A 15835-nucleotide genomic window follows, 5' to 3' on the forward strand; every position below is an offset into this window, starting at 1 on the left:
GTAACCAAAAAAGAAAAAACGGTGACCTGGGCATGTCCATAAACTGCTTAACTTTATATAAAAAAACAAAAGAAAAAGGAGTTTCAAAATGAAATTTGAACAATTAGTATTAAAAGATGGAGCGTTTAAAAATGTTCAGTACATTTCTGCGAAAGAGCAGTTAGATGTATTTAATGGTGAAAAGGGAGTGTTTACTCGCCATGAAGTGGTTGCTGAAGGTCAATCAATCTTTCATGTTATTACAAAAGGCATGGTAGATAAAATTCCTCAATTTGCAAAAGTGGAACTGATTGGTGCTAAGCCAGTCATTGATGCGGTAAATGGTTACAATATGACACCTGCATTGAATATTCAAGCAGAAAGTATTGTTGTAGTGAAATAATAAGAAAGGTGAAAAATATGTCAGTTAAAGGAATTGGAGTGAATCTTGGAGAGCGATTAGTTATCGCAGGTGGAAAGTATGAGATTTTGAATGATGTAGTAGATGTTCAAAAATCTCTTGGAAAAATTCGTTTCGTAAGCATCGGTGATCCAGTTATTGGTACAGAAGATGTTGAAGAGAACGGTCGTGTTGTCCAACGTCCTACAGGTGAAATTCTAGGGCATATTCTCAATTTTGTCTATGAAGGAGGCGAAGCGGATTCTGTTACAATTACAGATATGTCTCGTAGCGATATTGAAGCGCTTGGTTTGAAAGTTGCGGACTTTATTGAATTGCTGGATCCAGTTTTGACGATTTCTCGTATGGCTCGTAACAATTCACAATTGAAGCTCTTTTCAAGTGGTTTGAAGGTAGCTGGACAGCCTCAATCTCAACAGAAGCAGGAACAACAGCCTAAAGAACAAAAATAACATGAAGGGGGCTAGTCTATGGTGAAACAATTATTTGTTTATCGTGGGTGGCGTGTGAGACCTTTTCATCGGAACATTAAGGTAGTAACGTTTTTAATGATGTTGCTACCTTTTTTACTTTTGATGGGTTATTATGGCTATTTGTATTATGAAATAATCTTGCAAGAACCTATAAAATATGGTGTTATGATTGTTGGTTATTTATGTATTATTAGTATTATGGTTGAATTACTCAATCGCTATTTATATTTAAAATCAACCTTTTTCGGAAGGTTGGATAATTTGAGAATCCTATCTACGTTCTTGATTGAAAACAATTTTTATATTTCAAAAAAGACTGGAGATAAACAACAAATAAAGTTGCCTAAAGTTTACGTGAAAAGGGATAAGTATGGTTTAGATGCAACGTTTATTTTGCAAGGCAACAAATTTCAAGATCGATTTTTGAGAGTGTCAAATGATTTAGAAGTTATGTTTGATGGAGACTTTATTGATAAGGTTTTCAGTAAAGGTTTTGTGAGTTACACGATTGCTTTTGGTCGTATCGAAGGTCGTATCAATGTAAAAGATGTACTAGTTACGGATAAGGGCGTTCGTTTAATGCAGAATATTTATTGGAACTTTGATGAGCAACCTCATCTGTTGTTATCTGGAGGAACAGGCGGCGGTAAAACAGTCTTTCTGATGTGTTTAATTTCTGCCTTGGTACGCTATGGTTATGTCGATATTTGCGATCCAAAGAAATCAGATTTTGTAGGTCTAAAGGATATTCTAGTCTTCCAAAATCGTGTCTTTTTTGAAAAAGAAGATATGATTAAGTGCTTAGAAGATAATGTGAAGTTTATGGATAAGCGCTATGAAGCAATGACAAATCATCCAGATTTTACTCCAGGGAAGCGATATTCCCATTATGGCTTTAAGCCAAAATTTATCATTTTTGATGAATGGGCAGCCTTTATGGCTAGTTTAGACAATGATTATAAGGCTTCTGGTCAAGTAAATGAATATCTTACTCAAATTGTTTTGAAAGGTCGTCAGGCTGGTGTATTTATTGTTCTGGGCTTACAACGTCCTGATGGTGAGTTTATCAAAACGGCATTACGTGATAATTTCATGAAGCGTGTTTCTGTTGGGCATTTGGAAGATACAGGCTATACGATGATGTATGGCGATGCGAACAGAAATAAGGAATTTAAGAAGATTGATAAAATCAACGGGAAAAAAGTCTATGGTCGTGGTTATATTGCTAACGGCGGAGAAATTGCCCGTGAGTTTTTCAGTCCATTTATACCGTTTGATGAGGGCTTTTCATTCATCGATGAATTCAATAAGTTACCAATTATTCCGTTTGAGGGCAAAGAATTTGAGGTTTTTGACACTCATTTAGAAAGTGTTAGAACGGTTTCTTATGAGCTGGACCAGGTTGATGAAGAAGATTTTTCAAGTGATGATTCTCGGATTTTGTTAAAGGATTTTTCAGTTGAAAAGGGATTTGATATAAAAGCTTTGCGTAAAATAATAGATGTGTTGCGTGGTCTTGGTCATGAATTTGAAAAGAAAGACGAGGGGCTGTATTTGACTGTTGAACAAACGATTATTTTGGCAGGGGTACTGTCTGTGTATGGGGAGGGGCAACCTAGCTATGCCAAGGCAGTAGAGGTGTATTTTGAAGGAGAAAATCAGTAGTTTCTTGTCAAGAGCGAGGGCAAGGGCAAGGGCGATCGTAGCGAAGCCCGAAGCCCGAAGCCTGAAGCTTGCAGACAGAAGAGGCTACTGATTTTTTTCTCCCGACCCCCTAATTCTAATAGGGGGGTAAAATTAGCCATAACATGGCAGAAAACCGCCCTAAAACCTTGGCAGGTAGCGGGATTGCGGGATTTTAATTTTGTACACTTTTTGCTAAAAAACTGTACACCTAAGTAGTTTTTCGGAAAGATGTTGGTGAAATGGCAAAGGATAGGGTTGTAGGTGGTAAATATTTAAAAAAATTTAGGAAAGATAAAATTAGACTGAATCAAAAAGACTTTGCTTTATCTGTGGGGCTGTCTGTAGATACGATTAAGTCGTATGAATCGGATAGGCGTTTACTTACAGTGAGTAAGTTTGTCGAGATGAAGCAATCGCTTGGATATATGAACCATGATGTTAACCGACTAGAAGTTTTGATAGACTATATGCGCATCACTTTCAAAGATGTACGAGATTTAGATTTTTTTACAACACGATACCTACATTGTCCTTTGAATGAATTTGAATCCGAAGAAACAAAATTGATGATGTATACTCATCTTTGGAAACGTGGGGATATTTGGATATTTGATTACGCAGACAAAAGTCAAACAGACAATTATCAAATCACCATACAACTATCTGGACGTGGTTGTCGTCAATTTGAATTGATAATGCAACGAGATAATACTAGCTGGATTGAGGTATTACAAACTATGATTTTTGAACGTAAAGATATGCAAGTTCGGCGGTTGGATATAGCCATGGACGAAATGTATCGTGGTTATGAAAACGAGCAGGAACATATTAAGCTGTCGGACTTAATTGTCAAATTGTATTCTGGAGAATTGACCTATGAGAAAATGAAGTCGTGGAACTCAATTGATGGAGGGAAGCTAGATGGGAGTGCAAATCAAGGTTTGTCTATCTATTTTGGCAGTCGTCAATCAAACATGTATTTTAACTTTTATGAAAAGCGTTATGAGCTGGCACGTCGTGAAAATATGACGGTGGAAGAATCCTTGGGTGTATTTGGGGTCTGGAATCGATATGAAATTCGATTAGCGAGAGAAAAGGCTCAAAGCGTTGTAGAAGAATTTACTGGTGGAGTTGATTTGGCTGAAATTGCTCGTGGACTTATCAATAGCAGGCTTGAAGTGTTTGATGGTACAAATATTTATGGAGGTTATGTGCCTGATGAACGCTGGCAGAAACTTTTTGGAGGAGTTGAGCCGTTACAACTGACAACAAGACCAGAAGCATACGATATTGAAGATACGGTGAAGTGGTTGATTTATCAGGTGTCTAATAGTTTGTTGCTAGTACATGAGGCAGATAAGCTATTGAATACGCAGTATATCAATATGATTTTGGAGGCAGGAGAGCTGACAGATAAGAATAGGCAGGTATTAGAATCTTTGAAAACGGGGGCAAAAGATTATGAAGCGATTTACGGTGATTGATGTTGAAGCGTATCTAGCTAAGAATATTGAACACATTGACTTGATTATTGAGCAAGTCGTTTTTTTATTGCCAAAATCGTATTTTTACACCCCTGAAATCAATCAGTCAGAATTTCTTGCCAAAAGGCAGGAACTAGCAGATTGTCGTAAGAAGTTGCAGTTTTCAGCCTACAGGAATGATAAAAGTCTCCATGGTCGTTATAAACGCCTACTAGTAGAATATGAAAAAGCATTGTTGGAATTGAGTATCAATAAGCGCAGTCAATTACAGGAGGAGTTACTGGCTGAAACACTTGAAATAAAGTGTGCCTGCATGTTGTCGTTGATTCAAGAGTATGAGTTGTTGAAACATTTAAGAGAATTTAGATGAGGTGAGTGATGAAAATACGTATACGTAGTCCTACTGATTTAAAGTATTACCACAAAATTAGAGAATACAAAATAAAGAAAGAAAAGGTAAATAAAAATGGCTCAAACACGTAGTGAAAAAGATAAAAAAGTATTAGCAGTTTCTCAAGAGCTTTCAGGGCTTCTAACAGCATACAAGTATGAGGAGGCGTGGGAAAAAGCTGGAGAGTTGAATAGCTTATTGAAACAGCGTGAAGAAATGACATTGCCACCTTATATGATTGATATGTTGGCTCAACACGTAAAATCATATTATTATCAAAATAATGTGATTAAAAAGGCTCATAAAACAATGACAGCTATTGGTCATAAGTTAGAAGAGTTTAAGTAGTTATGGCTGTAGGGAAAGAGGGTTCAACTCCCTCTTTTTCTGTTTTAGAAAGAATAGAGGAGTACTTAAAATATGTCAGTAACAGTAACGTTTGATTATTATTCAGAATTATGTAGGTATACTAATCTTGGTAGGAACTTATTGGATTTACCAGATAGAATTATTGATGCGCTAGATGATTATTTTGACGGGAATGCTTTTGATTGGAATGGTTATGCCCATCCAGATAATGTTTGGGTCAATAGCTATAGTTCACTAAGTGACAGAGAAGTGCTTATAGATTTGACAGGATTATTAACTAGACAAGAGTTCACAGATCTGGTGGAGGAAGGACGTTTGTCTGATTTCATTGGAGAACATATGTATGAAATTAAGGAGCACTTGGATAGTGTTTATTTGTTGGGTTATGAGTTCGGGGATTGGCATGTGCTTTATTGCGTATGATAATCGTGTGCATCTTGCTAGTAATAACATTGTTTTAGAAAGAATGTAGGGGTATTTGAATTATGTCAGTTAGAATGTATGAAAAAGATTATTCACGTTTAGATGAGAGAAGATTTTTTTCAATGAATGAGTCTTTTGAGAAGTTAGAAGAACTAACTTATTCAGAGATGCGTTTGGAGATGCATAAAGATTTAGAGGAAATGGTAGAAAATGAATTTATTGAACAATCTATAGCTTTTGAGTTAGAAGGCGACATTGTTGCTTACAATGAATATGCGGAGGAATTTTATCATTTTATGAAAGGTAATTAGAACATTATGAAAGTAAAAGTCGCCTTACAAAATTTACGGACTGGTGATTGGTCGTGGTTTGAATTTCCTACTAACCTAGAAATGGTGAAGCAGAAATTAAATGCTCGTTCTGGTGATGAGCTGATAGTAGTTGATTCAGAACTAATTGGAATACCAGAATATACCAGTCTGCGAGAGATTCAGCAGTTCGCAGAAAAAATGGAAGAATTTCCTAGACAATATCTGGAGTGTTTGGAACAGTGGGTATCATTCTATGGAGGTATTCAAGGGTTCAGTCGTGAGTTTGAGCTTGATGACTGGACGATTGTTGAAACCTCTAGTGATGAAGATTTCGGCTCTATAATGTTTTATGATTTTCAAGCCATCAAAATTCCGACTGAGCTAGAAAATTATTTTGATTTTGAGGCCTATGGTCGTGATTGTTGTCTGAATAGTAATAATTTCTTTGCGACAGACAATTACTATGTATTTCAGTGAGTAAAGAATAATCTTTTAAAATGTCAGCCGTTGACGTACGTATTAAGATACGTTATAATAGAGACAAGTAGGAGGTATTGATCATGAATCTAACAGCATTTAGGAAAGATATTTACAACTTGTCAAAAGCAGTCATAGAAAATCATGAGGAGCTTGACATCTCAGTAGGAGATGAAGGGGCAGGTATTGTAGTCTTATCAAGAGCCGACTATCGGGCTATGAAGGAGTTACATTACTTAGAGAATACAGGAGTCTTATCCACCGTTCTTGACAGAATGGAGGAAGAAACAACTGAAGATTTCTTACTTGAGGACGCTCTATGAGTGAATGGTTAGTGATACCTCACAAGTTAGTTAAAAAGGAAGATATTCCGAAGTTAGAAAAAGCTGGCTTGATGAGTGATTTTAATGAGATTGTTTCCATTTTGAAAGAAAATCCTTATAGCCGTGTTCGTAGAATGGAGAAGTTAATTCCAAAGAACAAAGAGATTTATTCAATGAGAATCAATATCCAGCATAGGGTTGTCTATACGGTTGATAAGTCACGTAAAATGGTAAAAATTTGGTCTGCTTGGTCTCACTATGAGCAACGCTTACCAAAGAAATAGTTATAGTAAAGAAGCTAACAGTAGAGATTATTGTTAGCTTTTTATTTTTAGAAGAAAGTGAGGTCTATATTGCTTGCAAGGATTCGTTTACACAAATCAGGTATAGGGCATTGGTTGCCTAAAGTAGTTGAACTATTCCGATTCAGTGAAGAAGATATTAGACAGCGATTGGTAGATGTTGGGCTATCCTATGATGAGGAGCTGTTAGTTGTAGGTATTGATGATTGGGAGCTAGAAAAAAATATGTCCTTATCGGAAGCCTACGCACTAAAAACTCTTATCCAGCAAGAATATGCTGGTGATGAGTTTGTCGTAGTCCATCTTTTAAAGAACTGTCATTTATCTGTCTCAGATGTCATCAATCGTAGGTATTCTTTTTTATCACGAGATGAAGAAGAAGCGATGATTGCGTTGTCAAGAGAATATGATTCTGAAATTTTGATGAAGATGTTTTATCGAGCTAATAATTGGGTTAGTTTGATTGTTGCATTTGTTGATGCTGGAGAGATATTAAATACCTCCAGAGGTTTTTTTAAAAAAATAAGTTAAAAATAAGGAGAAAAAATGATGTCAAAAAAACAAGTTATTTCGTTGGTTACAGTTGGAGCGATGTTGCTTTCAGGAAGTGCAGGAGTGTTTGCAGATGAGATTACCAGTTCAAGTGTTTTAGAGGAGATCGTAACATCTACGGAAAAATCTACAGAAGTATCGACAATGGAAGAGGAAACAGCTACAACTATTGAAAATCAGCCAGTTGAAAATAAAACTGATTTGCCTACAGATGATGATAGTGTAGAAAATCCAGATGCAGGTACTGTTATTGGCTCTGATGATGCAACGATTACACCGCCATCAACAGACGATTCAATTATTGGAGGGGAGAATCCATTAGAAGAGCCTAAAGGTGATGATTCTACGGTTGAACCAAAAGATGACGTGCCTGCTCCTAATCTTCCTGATACTTCTACGAAGCCATCTGAAGAACCTGCAGATGAGCCAAAAACACCAACACCACCAACTGTGGAACCATCTAAAGAAGTTCCAAAGGAAGCTCCAAAACAGGAACCTGAAAAGCCTGTTAAGGATAAAACCAAAGAGCCTCAAGGTAACCCTGGTTTAATTCTAAAACCGATTAAAGAACCGACCTTAACAGAACCAATTTTTAGTCAGAAAGGCGATAAAATTGTAGGCACTCAAAACAGTCAACTACTGATTCAAAAATCAGACGGAACACTCCAAACTAAGAGTGCGACTGATTTAGGAGGCACAGTTCTTTCTGATGGTACAGTTGCTTTAAAGGATTCTACGGGTGAGATGAAACGTTTGCCGAAGACAGGGGACGATGCGATTGGGAGTTTTGCGATGGCTATTTCAGGCGTTATTGCTTTGTTTGGTACAATATTTTTCAAAATGAAAAATATTTTGTAAGAAAAGGAGGTATAGCCTTTGAAAGCAAAAATGGGATTTTTGCCAAAACTCAAAAAGAAAAAACAAAAAAATGAGATGAAATTGATTAGTCAAAAGAAAATGAACCTTTACTTTGTTGGAGGTTTTTTTGGTATAGTTTTGCTATGCGTTTTGACAGTTTTTGTAGCTTTTTCAAAAGTGGCTCGTTTAAGTGATCCTGCTCCTAAAACTGAACAGGTAGCCTTAAAAACAGACGATGTAGACAATCGTTTACGCTTATTTTTAGAAAGCTACATTTCATCTTATTTTAACTTTTCTGGAGAGCGTACAGCAGAAGAAACGGAAACGTTAAACTCGTATTATAACTTTGCTCCTGAAACGAAGCTACAAGCTACTAATAAGATACCGACAACGTTGTTATCTTCTAAGCTGGTGCAAATTAAAGATAATATAGCGGTCTATCGTGTCTATTATGAAGTAGGTTTAACTGAAAAGGATACGCAAAAAATTACCGTTCTTTTTGGAATCCCTTACGGAGGGTCAGATGGTCAGTATTATGTAGCTGGATTGCCATTTTTTAGAGCCGTTGAGAATTTAAAGGCTCAAGAGGTTGACAAAAAGCAACAGTTACAACTGAACGCTATTGATGATGTGTCTCAATCTGATAGAGATGCCTTGCGGACATTTTTATTGCTGTTCTTTAAGAACTATACAACTAGTCAAGATAACTTAAATGTGATTGCTAAAGACGTGAAATCTTTGAATGGTGCGCAGTTTAAATCAATAGATTATACCTTTTTTAAGATTGAAGAAGGAAATAAAGTGACAGCTTACGTTCAAGCAACGCTGGAAATTGCTGGTACGGTGCATGCGGAAAACTATACATTTTCTATTGTGAAGAAAGATGATGGTAGTTTCTATGTTGAAAAATTGGAATATGTGATTCCATCTGGTTATGCTAAATAATGAAATGAGGAAAATGAATATATGAAAGTATTATTTGAGTGGTTTGTAAATGATGTTTTAATCTGGTTGATTGCAGGCTTTGCTGGTTGGAAGTTTGTCGATGGTATTCGTGAGTCAAAAATTGGTCAATCTGTTTGGGCGCTTGTCATTGGAGGATCAGCCTATTATTTTGTTAAGAATCCAGTAACTGTGCTTGGTTGGCTTGGGAACATCTTTTCTAAAGTTTTTGGGGGAGGTTAAGATTTTGAGTGAAGCAGAAAAACGAAAAGATAAGAAGTTATACTCGTACAAGAAAGCATTGAGTCAGCCATATTGGATTCAAAAGTTCAATGATGAATTTTCGCTGAAAAATCCTGTCAAATTTTCGAGAATTGTCTATTTCGTTTTTTTGTTTGGGATTCTTTGGTTTATTTTAGAGATGCTTGTTCCTTTTCTATCATTTGGTTTAAGAGGAATGCTTATTGTTTGGGTGAGCTTACAATTGTCAGCTTTCTTATCGGAAATGGAGCTTGATGGAAAGTCTTTTTTAGTTTATTTAAAAGACTATTTATTGTTTTATTTTAATCATGGTTCACAATCCGAAAAAATGTATATCAATAAAGGTCAAGTCTATAAGCGACCTGAAGTAGATATGAAAATAAGAGTAAAGAGGGAGGATTCATGAGCATATTGTCATTTTTAGGTTTTGATGATCAGTTGCGACAATCGAGTATTTGGGATATACATGATAATTTGATTCTTAAAAAAGATGGGAGTGTGTCTGCCATTTATCATGTACCGTCTCGTGTAGTCAATTCTGTAGACGATGAGGCAAAAGAGAGTTTTAAAGAAGTGGTTTTTTCTTCATTGTCAGGTTTGCAGGATTATAAGGATTTTAATATCCGCATGATACCAGTTCCGCAGGAGTTATTGGATAAGTTCAATAAATTGTCTCTTGATATTGATTGGGATAGTGGCGTTTCAGAGTTGGCAGATGAGGTCTTGCATGGAATGATGTATAACTTAGAAGATTCTTTAGGCGATGTTTTTGAGTATAAATACTGCATTGTTGTACCTCTAAAGTCAATTCATGTTTCTGTTGATTTGAAATCGGTTATGAGACAATCGTATCGAGCAGTGAGAAACAAAACGATGTCCTATCTTGGTTTTAGTGAAGATGTTCCTGTAGATTGGTATAAGCGTTATGATGTTCAGAAGGAATTAGTTGATAACGCCTTATCACTTTTAAGTGTTCGAGCTTTGACAACAACTGAAAATGTGTTTTTAAATCGTTTACAGTATCTACGTGGACTGTCCTACGATAAGGACATGGAGATTGAGTTTGTTCAAGGTTCGATTGAGAATCTTGATGAGGTCAATATAGAATTTGAGAATATCAATATTCTTAAAGTTTCAAATTTGGGTTCTCAAAGTTATGTAGGTTTGTTGCCAGTTAATAACTTACCTGAGAATATCTCTTATTTGCATTTGCAAGAGGAAATTCAGACACTACGCTTTCCTGTTGAGTCAAATTTTCTAGTTCAGTTTTCTTTATCTAAAGGTGCTTTTTCATTACTTGCTAAAGCGAATCGTTCTCGTCAGCGTCTCAAAAATACAATGGAGGAAGCAGATGAATCTGAATCATTACAAAAGACGACTGTTATTCGCAGTCGTTTCTTGTTGGAAGATTTGCAAGAACGATTTGATGAAAAAGAGCCTATGGTCTCCTATCTGAATACGCTGATTGTGACAGCGGATAGTATTGAGGAGTTGAAATCACGCTATGAGATTTTGTTCAGCCATCTTAACCAATTGGGTGTGGGTCTTGTAAGAGCCAATGCAGACCAGCTATATTTGTACTATAAGAATATGATTGGTGAGGTTTTGGATATTAACGATAAGAACTTTATTCAACCGACTACTTTAGAAGGATTTTGTGAGAATCTCTTTTTTATTACTAGAAAAGTCGGTACTGATGTCGGTTTTTATATCGGAAGAGTAGATAATCAAGTTTCATCTTGGCAAGGTGACTTTGAATTAGCTATTGATTCAAGTAACAATCCCGTATATACAAATTTGTTGCAAGCTAATAAGCAAAAGGTTTCAGGAAAGGTTACGAATAATCCTCATGTGGGAATCATTGGTGAAACAGGATCGGGTAAGTCATTTTTAACAAAGCTCTTGTTTACATATCATTCTTTCTTGAAATCTAAAATTTTGTATATTGACCCGAAAGCAGAAATGCGCAAGCAATATAATAAAGTATTAGGAGAACATAAAAAAGCAGGGACGAATGTAGCGTTGCAAAAGTACATTGAATCGATTGATTTTGTGACATTAGATGCAAAAAATCCAGTAAACTATGGTGTGCTAGATCCAATTGTATTTTTGACTGGAGCAGAAGCTGTTGATTTGGCTGATAGTATGATTGATTCTTTGCTAGGCAAGGACAACAATCCCGTTGTGCAAGCAGGCTATTTAGATTCTATTGATAAGGTTTTGAAAAGACGAGCTAGTGGTGAGAAAGTCGGAATGTTACATGTCTTTGAAGATATGCAGTCTGAAAACAACAAGGAGGAGGTTGTCAATGCAGGTAATCTACTAGAACGAATCGTCAAAAATTCGATACTGTCCTTATGTTTTTCTGACGGTACGAATGATGCGATTGGTTTAGATAATAAAATCACCATTTTGGAAATTACTGGTCTTGACTTACCTAAAGCTAATTCAAATCATGATATGACAAAAACGCAACAGAAATCTTTAACGGTTATGTATGCTTTGGGATATTTTTGTAAAAGATTTGGAGAACGGGATAAAACAGAAGAGACTATTCTCTTTTTTGATGAGGCCTGGTTCTTTAATTCTACGGCAGTTGGTCGGGCGATTTTGATGGAGTTGAAGCGTATTGGTCGCTCCTTTAATAATTTCATGGTCTATATTACACAATCGGTTCATGATTTATCTACTACAGATGATTCTACGGGGTTTGGTACAGTCTTTGCTTTCTTGGAAAAAACAGAAGTAGATGATGTACTTGATTATCTCAAAATTGTTAAGACAGAGCATACGAGAGAATGGATTAACAATATGACGATGGGTCAATGTATCTACTATGATACCTTTGGTCGTAAGGAACGTATTACAGTCGATGGTATGTTCCCAGAAATTATGGAACTATTTAATACGGTTGAAACAAAATTGCAGTCAGTTGCATAGTAAGGAGGTATTATGGACGGTAAAAAGAACAATTCATTACGTTTTAGACTAGCTATTACCTCGCTTCTGATTAGTTTATCTCCTGTGGTTGCATTTGCGGAAAGCAAGGCTTCTAGTGAGATTACAGAGACACCGATTCCTTATGAAAAAGGGATAAAATATCTTGACCGTTTCACTAGTAAAGTTTGGTTTGATAAAGGCTTCTGGGGCTTCGGTGATAAAACAGCTTATTTAATCAATTCTTTTGTGCAGGGGCTTTTCTGGCTTTCTAAAACGATTTTTTTCGTTTGTGCCAAAATCTATGAAAAATTGACAGATACAAGTCAGTTTGATGAGTATATCACTTTAGCCCTTGATTCGGGCGCTTCCGTTTTCAAAGGCTTGACCTCTGCGGATAATGGATTACTTTATTTTATTGGCTCGTTGATGTTCTTTTATGTGGCATATGTGTACTTTGTGCAAAATGGAAGTTTTGTGCGTACCTTACTAAAGGTTGTTCTTATTTATGCTTGTTCGAGTATGTTGTTCTATCAACATGATGGAAAATATGTCTTACAGCGTGTTTATAATGCAATGAATACGGTTACTAGTGATGTCGCAGAAAAGTCAATTACAGGCTTGACATTTACTGATTCAGATGAGAAAAAAACTACGCAAGGATTTTCAGCTACTAAAGAAACAAATGCGGTCTTAGATAAATATTTTGATATAGCTGTTTGGCAACCCTATCAATACATGAATGGCAAAGTGACGGAAATTAAAGGGAATACAGTTGAATTTGATTTAACGGAAGAGCAATTCTTAACCTTACTTGATTATGATTCGGGAAATGATGGATTTAAAGTAGGTGATGAAACGATGGATAAATTTGTAGGAAAAGGTGAAGAGGTTCATCATACGATGTTATCGGCTGCATGGGGTGAAAAATTTACGCATGTACTTGCTTCACTAGTTGATTCGCTAGTTTTAGGTGTTATTTTAGATGTCTTTGCGGTCATGTCATTTGCTATGAAGATTATCCTTGTTTTGCTGATGTTGCTTTCTGGATTCGTTGCTCTAATCTCTATGATTCCAACCTTTGATAATGTCCTTTTTAACTTTTTAAAACGTTTGGGCGGTACAGTTGCTGTCTCGGGTCTGCTTTCTCTTTGTTCTCTTGTTTTACTTTGGATTTATGATATTCTGTCGCTGTTACTAACAGGGTTATTTATTGGTAATCCGTTGCTTATTGCATTGTCTAAAATATTAGTGATGTGGTATTTATGGAAAAAACGTGATTTTATCGTTTCAATATTGACTGCTAATCGTGTAAGCAATTTGAGTAATAATTTTACTCGTAGACTATCTCACCGAGCAACTTATTGGAGAAGGAGAACGTCAAGGAATGCGCTGAAACGTTTACAAGTGGCTGGTCGAGCAGGATATGCTAGAGCAGGATTGGGTCTTGCGATGGGGGCAGGAGCGCTGAAGTTAGGTGCTAGAAGACTAGCACGTAATTCGCATATCCTTAATAATCCAAGGGGAGATAGGTCTGGTTTGTATCTCAATTCTTTAAGAGATGTTGGGCGGAGGTTTTCTAGTATGAAGCATGGATTTAAGGGTGGTACTCAACGTTTGCAAGCTGAAGGCTTGAAAGGTGGTAGTAAGAATCCTAACTATGCGAAGTTACGTGAAACCAGCGATACGAATATTCAAATGGCTATAGATAAGAAAAATCAAGCCCTGGGTTATAAAGTCAGAAAGCATAATCAAGCTACTAAAGAACGCTTACAGGCACAACGTAAACAGAGGGAAAATGCACTGCCTAAGCCAGTCGGTAGTTTTAGAGAATATGTGAAGAAAGAACGTGCGTATCAGTCTGATTATGCGAATGCTCAAAAAGAAAAAATACAATCGCAGATATTGCATAACCAGTTAACTAAATCCCGACTACAAAAAAATCGTCGCTTACGACAGAGTAAACCATTGCAAAGACAAGGTTTTAAAAATTATCGGATTAAAGAAAATCAAACATTGTCACGAATCAGAAAAAGAAAAATGAATTAAGGAGAGAACTATCATGAGAAAAGTCAGAGCGATAGGCTGTTTGACGTCGCTTTTTCCTTTTATCTTCATTATTTTTCTCGTATTTATGATTTTGGGAACATCAATAACAACTAATTCTAGTTCAGAAAGCGCTTTGAAAAAAGTAGATGGTGTAACTTATGTTGCTCATTGGACAAATGATAGTGCATATACGCATCACTTTTTACATCAGCGTTACGGTATTACGATTGAGCAAGTGGAAGGTTTTATCCGTTCACAAGGCTATGATCCAGTAGGTCGAGCAAGCGGACAAGCTTTTCTGGAAGCGCAGGAGAAGAGTGGAATTGATGTTCGTGTTCTGGTTGCTTTTGCTCAAATGGAATCTGCCTATGGTACGGCAGGCGTCGCAAAACAATTCCCTGAAGCAAACATCTGGGGCTATGGTTGTTTTGATAGTGACCCTAACCAAGGAAGAGACTGGGGTCCAGAAAGAGCCTTTAAGAATTTCAGAGAATATCAAATTGAGAAGCTAGGAAATTATAATTTGGAAATTATGGACGAACGGGCAAATCAATATGCCTTAGGTGTATTGCCTGCTGGAAAAGGTGTCTATTATACGGACACTAGTGGAACAGGAAAGGCAAGGGCTTCTGTCATGGAAGCATTTGATAAGTATATTGACGAGCATGGGGGGACACCAGAAGCGCCAACACCTGATCTATCGAATATATCGCATCTACCTATTACGTATGACCCTAATAATACTTATCCATGGGGTCAATGTACGTGGGGTGTTAAGACACTTGCGCCTTGGGTAGGTAACTATTGGGGAAATGCCGGACAATGGTTATATAGTGCCCAATCAGCTGGTTTCAGTACAGGTTCAACTCCTAGAGTAGGAGCGGTTGCAGTTTGGAACAATACTTATTGGGGTCATGTAGCAGTAGTTACGGCTATTAATGGAAATCAAATTCAAGTCATGGAAGCAAACTATGCTGGAGATGGCTATAATGCAGACCCTAGAGGAATTGGGAATTATCGTGGTTGGTTTGTCCCTACAGGTGTTACTGGATATATCTATCCTAAGTGAGGTTTAAAATGAAAACAAGATATGTATTGTTGCTGTGTTTATCTTTTTTGTTGGTGGCATGTTCGCATAAAGAAGTTGAAATCAAGCCAGATGAAAAAAAGATTGTTGTTGAGAAAGAACAATCTAGTTTATCTGAAAATCAGTCAAGTAGCGATTTAGTTGCTGAAACGTTTATAAAAACGTATATCGAACAGTCTTTTGAGAAAGAGAATTTGGATCAAAAAGAAAGTGATTTACGAAGGCTTGCAGGAGATTCATCACTTGATACAGCTTTGTCAGATTTGAGTGCATTAAAGTCTGAACTAGCAGAGTATCGAAAGACGAAAACGATTCGGACGAGTGCGAGTTTTATTTTAGTTGAGCGTGAACTAGTTGCGCTTGAGGTATATAAGAATGGCGAGAAATATTTCGTAAGTGTAAAATTTAAAGAAACCAGTCCTGCTTATTCTGGAGAGATTGAGCGTCGAATGCAGTATAAATTTAAGGTTCATGATAGCAAGATTTTTCAATTTGAAGAAATATTGTGAG

At 36.6% G+C, this 15835-nt stretch carries 20 protein-coding genes; all 20 read left to right on the forward strand.

What is annotated here, in order from left to right; all coding sequences use genetic code 11:
* Window positions 1-88 precede the first annotated feature (88 nt).
* Window positions 89-382: a cytoplasmic protein gene (locus E4T82_RS03895; protein WP_135181571.1), complete on the forward strand. Its 294-nt coding sequence runs from the start codon at window positions 89-91 to the stop codon at window positions 380-382.
* 17 nt (window positions 383-399) lie between these two features.
* A complete protein-coding gene (locus E4T82_RS03900) occupies window positions 400-852 on the forward strand; it encodes a hypothetical protein (protein ID WP_135181572.1) in 453 nt (150 codons plus the stop codon).
* A gap of 18 nt (window positions 853-870) precedes the next feature.
* On the forward strand, window positions 871-2538 hold the full coding sequence (locus E4T82_RS03905; protein WP_135181573.1) for a cell division protein FtsK: 1668 nt from the start codon (window positions 871-873) through the stop codon (window positions 2536-2538).
* 260 nt (window positions 2539-2798) lie between these two features.
* Window positions 2799-4043, forward strand: coding sequence for a replication initiation factor domain-containing protein (locus E4T82_RS03910; RefSeq protein WP_135181574.1), 1245 nt, complete (start codon window positions 2799-2801; stop codon window positions 4041-4043).
* Complete coding sequence (locus tag E4T82_RS03915; RefSeq protein ID WP_135181575.1) at window positions 4021-4413, forward strand: hypothetical protein; 393 nt, start codon at window positions 4021-4023, stop codon at window positions 4411-4413. The genes E4T82_RS03910 and E4T82_RS03915 overlap by 23 nt, the downstream gene beginning before the upstream one ends.
* Window positions 4414-4509: 96 nt before the next feature.
* Window positions 4510-4782 (forward strand): hypothetical protein, encoded by a 273-nt coding sequence (locus tag E4T82_RS03920; protein WP_135181576.1) that lies wholly within the window; start codon window positions 4510-4512, stop codon window positions 4780-4782.
* Window positions 4783-4854: 72 nt separating this feature from the next.
* Complete coding sequence (locus E4T82_RS03925) at window positions 4855-5226, forward strand: hypothetical protein (RefSeq protein ID WP_135181577.1); 372 nt, start codon at window positions 4855-4857, stop codon at window positions 5224-5226.
* Between the two features lie 62 nt (window positions 5227-5288).
* Window positions 5289-5537 (forward strand): hypothetical protein, encoded by a 249-nt coding sequence (locus E4T82_RS03930; RefSeq protein WP_135181578.1) that lies wholly within the window; start codon window positions 5289-5291, stop codon window positions 5535-5537.
* 6 nt (window positions 5538-5543) lie between these two features.
* Window positions 5544-6014, forward strand: a complete 471-nt coding sequence (locus tag E4T82_RS03935) for an antirestriction protein ArdA (protein ID WP_135181579.1) — start codon at window positions 5544-5546, stop codon at window positions 6012-6014.
* A gap of 83 nt (window positions 6015-6097) precedes the next feature.
* Window positions 6098-6337, forward strand: coding sequence for a type II toxin-antitoxin system Phd/YefM family antitoxin (locus tag E4T82_RS03940; protein WP_135181580.1), 240 nt, complete (start codon window positions 6098-6100; stop codon window positions 6335-6337).
* Complete coding sequence (locus E4T82_RS03945) at window positions 6334-6621, forward strand: Txe/YoeB family addiction module toxin (protein WP_135181581.1); 288 nt, start codon at window positions 6334-6336, stop codon at window positions 6619-6621. The genes E4T82_RS03940 and E4T82_RS03945 overlap by 4 nt, the downstream gene beginning before the upstream one ends.
* Before the next feature lie 69 nt (window positions 6622-6690).
* On the forward strand, window positions 6691-7170 hold the full coding sequence (locus tag E4T82_RS03950; protein WP_167753557.1) for a hypothetical protein: 480 nt from the start codon (window positions 6691-6693) through the stop codon (window positions 7168-7170).
* 18 nt (window positions 7171-7188) lie between these two features.
* Complete coding sequence (locus E4T82_RS03955) at window positions 7189-8049, forward strand: hypothetical protein (protein WP_135181583.1); 861 nt, start codon at window positions 7189-7191, stop codon at window positions 8047-8049.
* An 18-nt stretch (window positions 8050-8067) separates the two neighbouring features.
* Complete coding sequence (locus tag E4T82_RS03960) at window positions 8068-8994, forward strand: conjugal transfer protein (protein ID WP_135181584.1); 927 nt, start codon at window positions 8068-8070, stop codon at window positions 8992-8994.
* 21 nt (window positions 8995-9015) lie between these two features.
* The gene (locus tag E4T82_RS03965; RefSeq protein ID WP_135181585.1) at window positions 9016-9234 is read left to right on the forward strand and encodes a TcpD family membrane protein; all 219 of its coding nucleotides are present in this window, start codon (window positions 9016-9018) and stop codon (window positions 9232-9234) included.
* A gap of 4 nt (window positions 9235-9238) precedes the next feature.
* Complete coding sequence (locus tag E4T82_RS03970) at window positions 9239-9658, forward strand: conjugal transfer protein (RefSeq protein ID WP_135181586.1); 420 nt, start codon at window positions 9239-9241, stop codon at window positions 9656-9658.
* The gene (locus E4T82_RS03975) at window positions 9655-12192 is read left to right on the forward strand and encodes an ATP-binding protein (RefSeq protein ID WP_135181587.1); all 2538 of its coding nucleotides are present in this window, start codon (window positions 9655-9657) and stop codon (window positions 12190-12192) included. The genes E4T82_RS03970 and E4T82_RS03975 overlap by 4 nt, the downstream gene beginning before the upstream one ends.
* 12 nt (window positions 12193-12204) lie before the next feature.
* Window positions 12205-14238, forward strand: a complete 2034-nt coding sequence (locus tag E4T82_RS03980; RefSeq protein ID WP_135181588.1) for a hypothetical protein — start codon at window positions 12205-12207, stop codon at window positions 14236-14238.
* A gap of 133 nt (window positions 14239-14371) precedes the next feature.
* Window positions 14372-15307, forward strand: a complete 936-nt coding sequence (locus tag E4T82_RS12950) for a CHAP domain-containing protein (RefSeq protein WP_280842405.1) — start codon at window positions 14372-14374, stop codon at window positions 15305-15307.
* 8 nt (window positions 15308-15315) lie between these two features.
* Window positions 15316-15834 (forward strand): hypothetical protein, encoded by a 519-nt coding sequence (locus tag E4T82_RS03990; protein ID WP_135181589.1) that lies wholly within the window; start codon window positions 15316-15318, stop codon window positions 15832-15834.
* Window position 15835 lies beyond the last annotated feature (1 nt).

The sequence above is a fragment of the Streptococcus cuniculi genome (assembly GCF_004570575.1).
GTDB lineage: Bacteria > Bacillota > Bacilli > Lactobacillales > Streptococcaceae > Streptococcus > Streptococcus cuniculi_A.

Coding starts and splice junctions, on each gene's coding strand:
- E4T82_RS03930 (WP_135181578.1), top strand. CDS start 5,289: ATGTCAGTTAGAATGTATGAAAAAGATTATTCACGTTTAGATGAGAGA.
- E4T82_RS03965 (WP_135181585.1), top strand. CDS start 9,016: ATGAAAGTATTATTTGAGTGGTTTGTAAATGATGTTTTAATCTGGTTG.
- E4T82_RS03925 (WP_135181577.1), top strand. CDS start 4,855: ATGTCAGTAACAGTAACGTTTGATTATTATTCAGAATTATGTAGGTAT.
- E4T82_RS03920 (WP_135181576.1), top strand. CDS start 4,510: ATGGCTCAAACACGTAGTGAAAAAGATAAAAAAGTATTAGCAGTTTCT.
- E4T82_RS03895 (WP_135181571.1), top strand. CDS start 89: ATGAAATTTGAACAATTAGTATTAAAAGATGGAGCGTTTAAAAATGTT.
- E4T82_RS03990 (WP_135181589.1), top strand. CDS start 15,316: ATGAAAACAAGATATGTATTGTTGCTGTGTTTATCTTTTTTGTTGGTG.
- E4T82_RS03935 (WP_135181579.1), top strand. CDS start 5,544: ATGAAAGTAAAAGTCGCCTTACAAAATTTACGGACTGGTGATTGGTCG.
- E4T82_RS03910 (WP_135181574.1), top strand. CDS start 2,799: ATGGCAAAGGATAGGGTTGTAGGTGGTAAATATTTAAAAAAATTTAGG.
- E4T82_RS03955 (WP_135181583.1), top strand. CDS start 7,189: ATGTCAAAAAAACAAGTTATTTCGTTGGTTACAGTTGGAGCGATGTTG.
- E4T82_RS03940 (WP_135181580.1), top strand. CDS start 6,098: ATGAATCTAACAGCATTTAGGAAAGATATTTACAACTTGTCAAAAGCA.
- E4T82_RS03900 (WP_135181572.1), top strand. CDS start 400: ATGTCAGTTAAAGGAATTGGAGTGAATCTTGGAGAGCGATTAGTTATC.
- E4T82_RS03975 (WP_135181587.1), top strand. CDS start 9,655: ATGAGCATATTGTCATTTTTAGGTTTTGATGATCAGTTGCGACAATCG.
- E4T82_RS03945 (WP_135181581.1), top strand. CDS start 6,334: ATGAGTGAATGGTTAGTGATACCTCACAAGTTAGTTAAAAAGGAAGAT.
- E4T82_RS03915 (WP_135181575.1), top strand. CDS start 4,021: ATGAAGCGATTTACGGTGATTGATGTTGAAGCGTATCTAGCTAAGAAT.
- E4T82_RS03905 (WP_135181573.1), top strand. CDS start 871: ATGGTGAAACAATTATTTGTTTATCGTGGGTGGCGTGTGAGACCTTTT.
- E4T82_RS03980 (WP_135181588.1), top strand. CDS start 12,205: ATGGACGGTAAAAAGAACAATTCATTACGTTTTAGACTAGCTATTACC.